This window comes from Candidatus Cloacimonadota bacterium, from assembly GCA_011372345.1.
Taxonomy (GTDB): domain Bacteria; phylum Cloacimonadota; class Cloacimonadia; order Cloacimonadales; family TCS61; genus DRTC01.
This window is the reverse complement of record DRTC01000293.1, coordinates 1-8,892: the sequence shown is the minus strand read 5'-3', so window position 1 is coordinate 8,892 and position 8,892 is coordinate 1. Positions and strand designations below refer to the sequence as shown.

General features: G+C 37.1%; 4 protein-coding genes. 2 read left to right on the top strand and 2 right to left on the bottom strand.

Going from position 1 to position 8,892, the window contains the following annotated elements:
• Positions 1-184: 184 nt before the first annotated feature.
• Together ENL20_05755 and ENL20_05750 are read right to left on the bottom strand one after the other, a co-directional pair.
• Positions 185-1,336 (bottom strand): FAD-binding oxidoreductase, encoded by a 1,152-nt coding sequence (locus ENL20_05755; protein ID HHE38060.1) that lies wholly within the window; start codon positions 1,334-1,336, stop codon positions 185-187.
• Entirely contained in the window at positions 1,326-3,392 is a 2,067-nt protein-coding gene (locus ENL20_05750; GenBank protein HHE38059.1) for an FAD-dependent oxidoreductase, read from the bottom strand. Before ENL20_05750 ends, ENL20_05755 begins: the two co-directional genes overlap by 11 nt.
• A gap of 445 nt (positions 3,393-3,837) precedes the next feature.
• Here ENL20_05750 and ygfK point away from each other — a divergent pair, with 445 nt between their 5' ends.
• Together ygfK and ENL20_05740 are read left to right on the top strand one after the other, a co-directional pair.
• Positions 3,838-7,068 (top strand): putative selenate reductase subunit YgfK, encoded by a 3,231-nt coding sequence (gene ygfK, locus ENL20_05745; GenBank protein ID HHE38058.1) that lies wholly within the window; start codon positions 3,838-3,840, stop codon positions 7,066-7,068.
• Between the two features lie 303 nt (positions 7,069-7,371).
• Positions 7,372-8,448, top strand: a complete 1,077-nt coding sequence (locus ENL20_05740) for an ornithine carbamoyltransferase (GenBank protein HHE38057.1) — start codon at positions 7,372-7,374, stop codon at positions 8,446-8,448.
• Positions 8,449-8,892: the final 444 nt, after the last annotated feature.

Genomic DNA, 8,892 nt, shown 5'->3' with positions numbered 1-8,892 from the left:
TCTTTAATAATCATTTCAGATAAAGATTTTGCGTCATTTTCCAATAAAAATGAATCGTCGAATGATAGATCAAAATCTTCTTCGCTGAACAAAAATGAAAAGATAAAAATAAATGAGAATTTAATTATGGATTTCATTTGTTTTCTTATTTCAACTCGCCGCTTCGCTTACGAGTCGAATGGATTTATTTGAACTGTTCCATCCCGGAAAAATCACGATAAAGTTCAAAACTTTTCAGGATTCTGTGATCATCTTCTGATAATTCATCAGTAATCATTCTGGCAATTAATTCTCCCAATCCCGGACCGAGCATGAAACCTTGTCCGCACATACCAACAGCCTGGATAAATCCGTGGATTTCTTTTGTATTGGAAACAATAGGAAATCCGTCCGGACTCATCGGATATTGACCGCGCCAGGTTCTACGGACTTTCAGATTTGCCAGTTTAGGAAATAGAGCGACCATTCGTTTGGCAACTTTGGGAAGAAACCAGGAAGTTGAATCACTGTCAGTTCCATAAAAAGGAGGAGTGGGTGTAATGCAGAAAATTATCTGACCTTCGTTATTCTGATAAAAATAGTAATTCGCAGAATCCTTTGAAGGACGCATATCAACGATCATCGGACCAAAAAATCTTTCGACAGGCTCTGTGATCGCACCTTCATGACTATCAGGAACTACAGGTAATTCAATATTCAGCATTTTTCCGATTTCTGCTGCTTCGTTTCCAGCAGCATTAATGATAAATTTACAGGCATAATTTCCTTTATCTGTTTTAACATTAAAACTATTTGATACTTTTTTCAAATCTATCACTTTTTCTCGGAATTTGTATTCTGCTCCCAATTCCAAACTTTTTAGATAAAAGGCATTGATCGTCAGAAGAGGAGAAGCACTGCCGTCATCGGGAGAATATGTCGAACCTTTCAGATTTTCTTCATTAATTCCAGGAACTAATTTTGCATATTCCTCTGCTGAAATCCAATCAATGTTTAAACCAAAAGATTTCTGGATTTTCAGAAGATCTTTTAATTTTTTCTCATCTTGATCAGAATAAGCAGGAAAACTGTATCCATTGGAAATCCAGCCAATATCCATTCCATACTTTTCTTTCCAACTCGAGAAAATCTCGATACTTTGTTGGCTGATCCTGATCTTACCGAAATCAGAGTGAGTTGCTCGAATACCTCCAATCGCTTTTTTGTTCTGCCCTTGACCCGGTGATGAAAGATGATCGATGACCAACACTTTCAGTTTCTTTTCCGCCAAAGCAAGAGCAGTTGGAACTCCAACAGATCCAGCACCGATTACAATAACATCAAAATTATTCATCAGAACCTCCGAATTTTCCTAATGGAACTTCCACAAAAAGAGGTCTTCTTGTATTCTGCTCGATTTTTTCTAATGGAATTCCCTGCTCCCGGAAAATCTGATTGATCAGATTGTTACACGATTTAGCTCCGCAAGGTCCCATTCCAGCTCGTGTGATCGCTTTGATCTGGTTCATATCTGTAATTCCCTTTTGGATTAGATTTCGCACTTCCTCAGCTGTAACTCTCTCGCAAAGGCAAACCATTTCTTCATTTGCTTTTTTTTCAGAGATACTCTCAAATGGTTTAGAAATTTCGTCAGGTTGAATTTTGAATGAGACGATCTTTTTTGCAATCTCTTTGGGAACTTTCAGTTTGATCAATTGGGCTTTATTTGTAAGTTTATTATCTTTGATATCGACAACTTCGCATTTTTCCAGGTAATTCCCATCCATATCCACACATTCAACAAGATCACCAATCTTAACTTGATAATTGGAAACCTCGTAAGGAACAGTTACGAAAGGAGATTCCGGATTTTTCCTGAAATCAACGAGAGTTATCGCCAATCCCGGACAAATGGCAACGCATTTCCCGCAACCGATACATTTTCCTTCATAAACGGGCAGATCCATGATCGGATCACCTTTCATAAAAATGGAATTGGTCGGACAGATCGTAGAACACGGATTACAGGGAATTTCCTGAACACAAAAGATCATAGGAAAAACACCTTTATTCAAATCGGGGATTTTCACTTCGGAAATTTTGCCAGGCTCTTTTTTTAGAATTTCTGCTTTCTCAAACCAACTATCCGGAATTTCCTCAATATTTTCCCGCATTTCTCCGGCAATTTTCAAACCAGCTATTTTCCCGTTGAACATGGCTGACGATGCTTCGGCAATTTCATGAGCATCTCCTGCTGAATAAACTTTCAATCCGGCAGTTTTTGCTTCTTCAGTAAATTCGCTGACAGATTCCAGACCAACCGCGATCAGCACAGTATCACATTCGAAAGATTTCTCCGTTCCTTCGATAGCTTTGAAATCCTTGTCGATCTGCGAAATCGTGATCGAGGAAACAGATTCCTTTCCATAAGCTGCTGTTATCGTATGAGATGTGTAGATCTCAACTCCAAGTCTTTTTAATTTATCCGCATGAACCTTGTATCCACCGCATCTCGGAAGTGCTTCTGCCAGCCCGACAACATCGATTCCAGCTTGTAAAGCATGATAACCGGCAATCAGTCCGACATTTCCACCACCGATAATGAACAAACGATTTGTCGGTCTGACTAAATCTCTATTTACAAGTGTTTGAAAAGCTCCGGCTCCGTAAATTCCTGCCAGAGAATTTCCTTTGAAACGAAGAAATTTTTCCCTTGCTCCGGCAGTATTCAAAATGATTTCAGGAGAAACAAGTTTGTAAACTCCATCTTTAAGAATTCCAACTTTTTTATCTTTGAAAACATAAAGTGCAATGCTGTTTGTCCAGGTTTCGATCTTTTTATTTTCCATAACTGTTTTGGTAAGCATCTTTCCAATGTCATTACCACGAGTTCCGGCATAAGAATCTTCAACAGAACCAAAAAACTTATGAGTTTGCAGAACTAATTTTCCGCCAAGTTCGCTTTTATCATCAACTACAAGAGTTTGAATTCCATGATTTCCAAGTTGGATCGCAGCCGAAAGTCCGGCTGGACCGCCACCAATGATCAGAACTTCCGTTTCTATTTGCTTAATATCATGAATATCAGGTTTTTCCTGAACATCCGGCAGTTTAGGAAGTCCTTCCACACTTTCGATGATCATATTTTCCTTAACTGTTGTCATACAGGATTTTACCGGAATTCCATTGGCGATCACTGAACATTTTGCACATTGTCCGTTGGCACAAAAAATACCTTGTGCACTACCATCTTTAAAATGATGTCCGAAGATTTTGATACCGTTAGCAAAGAGAGCAGAAGATATCACTTCCCCTTTTTTTGCTTTCATAGGTGTTTTGTTCCAATAAAATGTGATTTCAGGACGATCTAATATCGGCAGGATAGGATGTTCCGTAATTCGATTATTACTCATTTTTTCTCCAATTTCCCTTCTGAAAAACTTCCTCAAAAATTTTCATTTTAATTGAGTGTCAAGAAAAAAGCGGAAAGACCTTGAAAACGGCTTCAAACAGAGGAATTCTTTCTTGTTAGCCTTTTCAACGGTTGGAAGGATTGTAACAGTAAACCGGTGAAAAAGTTCAGTAATCTCCTGCGGAGATTTTTGAAGAAAATCCTTTTGAACTTTTTCAAGGTATTGGAAAAGAGATTGACCATTTATTGCTAATTCAAATTTTGAAACCGTTGAAAGAAAGACCTTGAAAATGGCTTCCCACAGAGAAATTCTTTCAATTAGCCTTTTCAACGGTTGGGAAGATTGGAAAAAATGAACCGTCGAAAAGGTTCAGTAATCTCCTGCGGAGATTTTTGAAGAAAACACTTGTAAACCTTTTCAAGGTTAAATTTGGAGGAGAAAATAAATGAGTGACAAAATGACACCAATTCCTTTCGAGAGACTTCTCGATTGGATCATAAAGGAATATCGAGATCAAAAAACTATTTTCGGGATTCCGGAAGAGAAACTCTTTAGAAATAATGATAGCCGTTCATTGATATTGCTGGGAGAAAAACTGGAAACTCCGATCGGACCGGCAGCAGGACCGCACACACAACTTGCTCAAAATATTGCTTCTGCATATCTCTGCGGTGGCAGATTCTTCGAATTGAAAACTGTGCAGATCCTCGATGAATTGGAAATCGAAAAACCGTGCATCGAAGCAGAAGATGAAGGATATAACACAGAATGGTCAACGGAACTGACCGTACAGCAAGCTTTCGAGGAATATGTCAAAGCCTGGTTTTTACTCTATTTTTTGAAGGATTATTTTAAACTGTCAAAAAACAAGGAAAGAGATTTTGTCTTCAATATGAGTGTCGGTTATGATTTGAAAGGAATAAAATCCAAAAAGATCGATGATTTTATTAAGAATTTAAAAGATGCTTCCCAAGGTGATTTCTTCAATGAATGTAAAGATATTCTAAAAAGAAAAATCAAAAAAGATGAAATTCCAAATATAATAAATTCTGATTTCATCGAGAAAATCTCTTCGCATATTTCGAATTCAATAACTCTCTCTACAATGCACGGTTGTCCACCGGAAGATCAGGAAGAAATCTGCAAATATCTGATCAAAGAGAAGCGACTTCATACTTTTGTGAAACTGAATCCAACCTTGTTGGGATTTGATTTTGTGCAGAATGTTTTTATCAAAATGGGCTATAAAAATATTGAGTTAAAAGAGAATTCTTTCAAACACGATCTGCAATATGATGATGCTATAAAAATGCTGAAAAGACTCCAAAAATTTGCTTTGGAAAACAACAGGGAATTTGGAGTAAAACTCTCTAATACACTTCCTGTAATAAATACAAAAAAAATTCTTCCCGGTAATGAAATGTATCTTTCTGGACGGATATTGCATCCGCTCACGATCAATCTGGCATCCAAACTTACTTCGGAGTTTGATGGAGATTTACCAATTTCTTATTCCGGTGGTGCTGATATTTTCAATATCAAGAAAATCATCCAAACAGGAATCCAACCGATTACAATGGCTACCGTTTTGCTTAAACCGGGTGGATATTTCCGGTTGAAGCAAATCGCTGATGCGCTGATGAAAGCAGAAGACAACATGCTTCCGAAAGGTAGAAAAATCGATGTCGAGAAGTTGCAGAATTTGGCAGAGGAATCGTTGAACGAAGTCGATTATATCAAACAAAGAAAGCCTGTTCATGATCGAAAAATCGAACTGAAACTTCCTCTCACTGACTGCTATATAGCTCCCTGTATGCAAGGCTGTCCGATCAATCAGGATATACCGGAATACATTCGTCTGGTTAGTGAGAAACGCTACAAAAAGGCTTTAGAAGTAATTCTGACAAAGAATCCTTTGCCTTTTATTACCGGGTATATTTGTGATCATAAATGTATGCTTAAATGCACAAGATTGGATTATGAAGATCCGATTTTGATCAGGGAGATGAAGAGGATTGCTGCAGAGAAAGGATATAGTGAAAACTTGCCAAATTTCTATAAATTTGGCAAGTTTGAAAAAAAAACTGCTATCATCGGAGCAGGACCGAGCGGGCTTTCCTGCGGATATTTTCTCTCAAAAGCCGGATTTAATGTTACTATATTTGAGAAAACAGACAAACCGGGTGGAGTTGTCCAACACACAATCCCGAATTTCAGGATCCCTCAAAAAGCGATTGAAAATGACCTGGATATCATCAAAAAAACCGGAGTGAAATTCCAATTTAATTCTGATGCTAATTTTTCCATAAAAGCATTGAAAGAATCCGGTTTCGATTATATTGTGCTCTCGATTGGTGCTGGAAAATCGCGAAAACTCCAACTTGATGTAAATGGTGAGAAAGTTTTAGATGCAATCGCATTCCTGAAAAAATTCAAAAAAGAAAAAAAATCTTTAGATATTGGTAAAAATATTGCGGTTATTGGTGGAGGGAATTCTGCAATGGATGCAGCACGAGCTGCTTTGCGAGTCGAAGGTGTTGAAAAAGTTTACATTATTTATCGCAGAACACGAGAATTTATGCCTGCTGAGAAAGAAGAACTGGAAAATGCGTTGAAAGATGGAGTTATCTTTAAAGAACTGTTGAATCCTGTTTCTTTCCATAATTCGATTTTGAAATGCAGCAAAATGAAGCTCGGAGAACCGGACAAAAGTGGAAGGAAAAGACCGATCCCGATCAAGAACAGTTTTGAAGAATTCAAAATTGATTATGTACTTTCAGCGATCGGGGAAATTGCAGATTATGATATTCTCCAAAAAAATGGAATTGAAGTAGATTCAAATTGGGATATCGCTGTGAACAAAGAAACTAACGAAACCAATATCGAAAATGTTTTTATTGGAGGTGATGCATTTCGAGGTCCTTCGACAGTTGTAGAAGCGATAGCCGACGGAACGAAAATAGCAAAAGCAATAATTTCCAAAAAAGGTGAAATTCCAGAAAATTTCTTTGAATATAAAACCGATTTCAATAATAAAAATCGAATTAGAGAGATAACTTCCAAAAAAGGAATCATCAAGGCTGGACTTGACTTGAGAGAGTCCGATACAATCGGATTCGAGTCGAGAACAACCGACCAAGGAAACCGTTCTGAAGAGATTCGGAACAAGTTCCGATCTACGCTCAAACTTTCCGAAACTTCTAATGAAGAAAATCTTATAGATAAGTTTCGGAAAGTTGAACTTGAAGCAGAAAGATGCCTTGAATGCAATTTCATTTGTAACATCTGCACAGAAGTATGTCCTAATCGAGCAAATATTCCAATTAAAGTAAAATCCGAAAATTTCAAAGATATTTATCAAATCCTGCATCTCGACGGAATGTGTAATGAATGCGGAAATTGCGAGACTTTTTGTCCATATCAAGGAGCTCCTTATAAAGATAAATTCACGCTTTTCTGGAAAAATGAGGATTTTTTAAGCAGTCAGAATAATGGATTTATCGTTTTAGATGAACAAAACATAAAGTTAAGATTCAATCATATCATTTATAACCTGTTTAGGCAAAATGGAGAAATCAAATTATGCAATCCTTATGGAATTTTTCAGAAAGAAATGCAAAACTTGTTTGACATTATTTCCACTGTTTTAAAAAATTACACTCAAATTCTTAATTAAGAAAAGGAGAGAGGGAAATATGCTGAATCTGGAAATTCACGGAATGCTTTCTAGAATTTACAAAACTCGCAGATTATCCTGTATCTTCTTATCCAATAATTAATTGAATTTGTTAATATAAAACCTTGCGAACCATGTCCGGCTTTTGACGGATGTTTAAGAAACGAAATCTTCACAATGGTTGATATTTGTATTCACCAACCATTCCGAAGGTTTTCAACCATTCGGAAGGTCTAAAACAAACTCAAACCATTTAAAAATATTCAATTTTCAATATTAAATATAAAATTACAAGGAGGAATTATGCGTTCAAATAAATTTTTAGGAAGGGACTGGTTAAGTCCGGAAATCGATTACACGAAGGAAGAATGGGAGTCTTTATTGCGTCTGGCAGAAGATCTGAAAACCAGATTTGCTTTGAATGAAGATACTTCTCATATTTTAAAAGGAAAAACTCTTTATACGATGTTCTTTAATAGTTCATTAAGAACGAGAAGCACTTTTGCTGCCGGAATCCAGCAACTCGGCGGATTTCATGTCGATCTGGAACCGGGGAAAACTTACACTCCTGCTCGTAAAGGTTTTGAAATACCATATAAAACTGAAAGAATCTGTGATGTTGCTCAAGTTCTCAGCAGAACCGGAGATGCGATTGCCATCAGGATGTATGGAGCACCATCGCAATGGATCTATGGATTTGCTCATGAGACGATGAAAGAATTTGCTCATTATGCTGACATTCCCATCATCAATATGGAATGCGATGTTTATCATCCCTGCCAGGCTCTGGCAGATATGCTGACGATCAAAGAAAAATTTGGTGATTTCAAAAAGAAAAAATTCGTGATCAGCTGGGCTTATTCCGGCTCTACTGCTAAACCTTTTGCAGTCCCGCAAAGTCTTGCTCTTGCTCCTTCACTTTTGGGAATGGATGTCGTTCTAGCACGACCGAAAGGTTTTGAACTCGATCCGAAAATCATCAAAAAATGCAATGAATATGCTGTTCAAAACGGAAGCAGTTTTGAAGAAACAGACGATATGGAAGCAGCCTTTGAAAATGCTCATGTTGTTTATCCGAAATCCTGGGGTGCAATGGATTATTTTGCTCAAGTAGATGAATCCGGAAAGAAGATCAAAGAAGAAAATCTTGCCGGGATGAAAGACCTTTTTGAGAAAAACAAGCATTGGATCTGCGATGAGAAGAAAATGAAACTGATCGATAAAAACGGAATTTATATGCATTGCTTACCGGCAGATCGTGATATGGAAGTAACTGACGCCGTGATCGACGGACCGCAAAGCGTAGTTTATGATGAAGCAGAGAATCGTCTGCATGCTCAAAAAGCTATCATGGCATTATTGATGGGTGGAAGACTATAGGAAACCTTGAAAAGGCTTTTTCCAGAGGATTTCTTTCAAGTCAGCCTTTTCAATGGTTTGTCGTTGAAGACAAGGATAATAAGTGATAATGTAAAAAACCATTGAAAAAGTTCAGTAGGAAGAGAAGCCTTATAAACTTTTTCAAGGTAGATGAAACCTTGAAAAGGCTTTATCCAGAGGAATTCTTTCACATCAACCTTTTCAATGGTTTGTAGTGAAAGATAAGAATAATAAGTGATATAATGTAAGAAAACCGTTGAAAAAGTTAAGCAGGAAGAAAAGCCTTATAAACTTTTTCAAGGTTAGCGAGGAGCAAAAATGATATATGAGCAAGGTGGAATTTATCATTTATTCAATCGTGGTTGTGACAAAAGAGATATTTTTCTTGGAAACAGCAATTATCGTTTTTTCTTGCGAAAGATTAGACTTACAAAAGAAAAATAC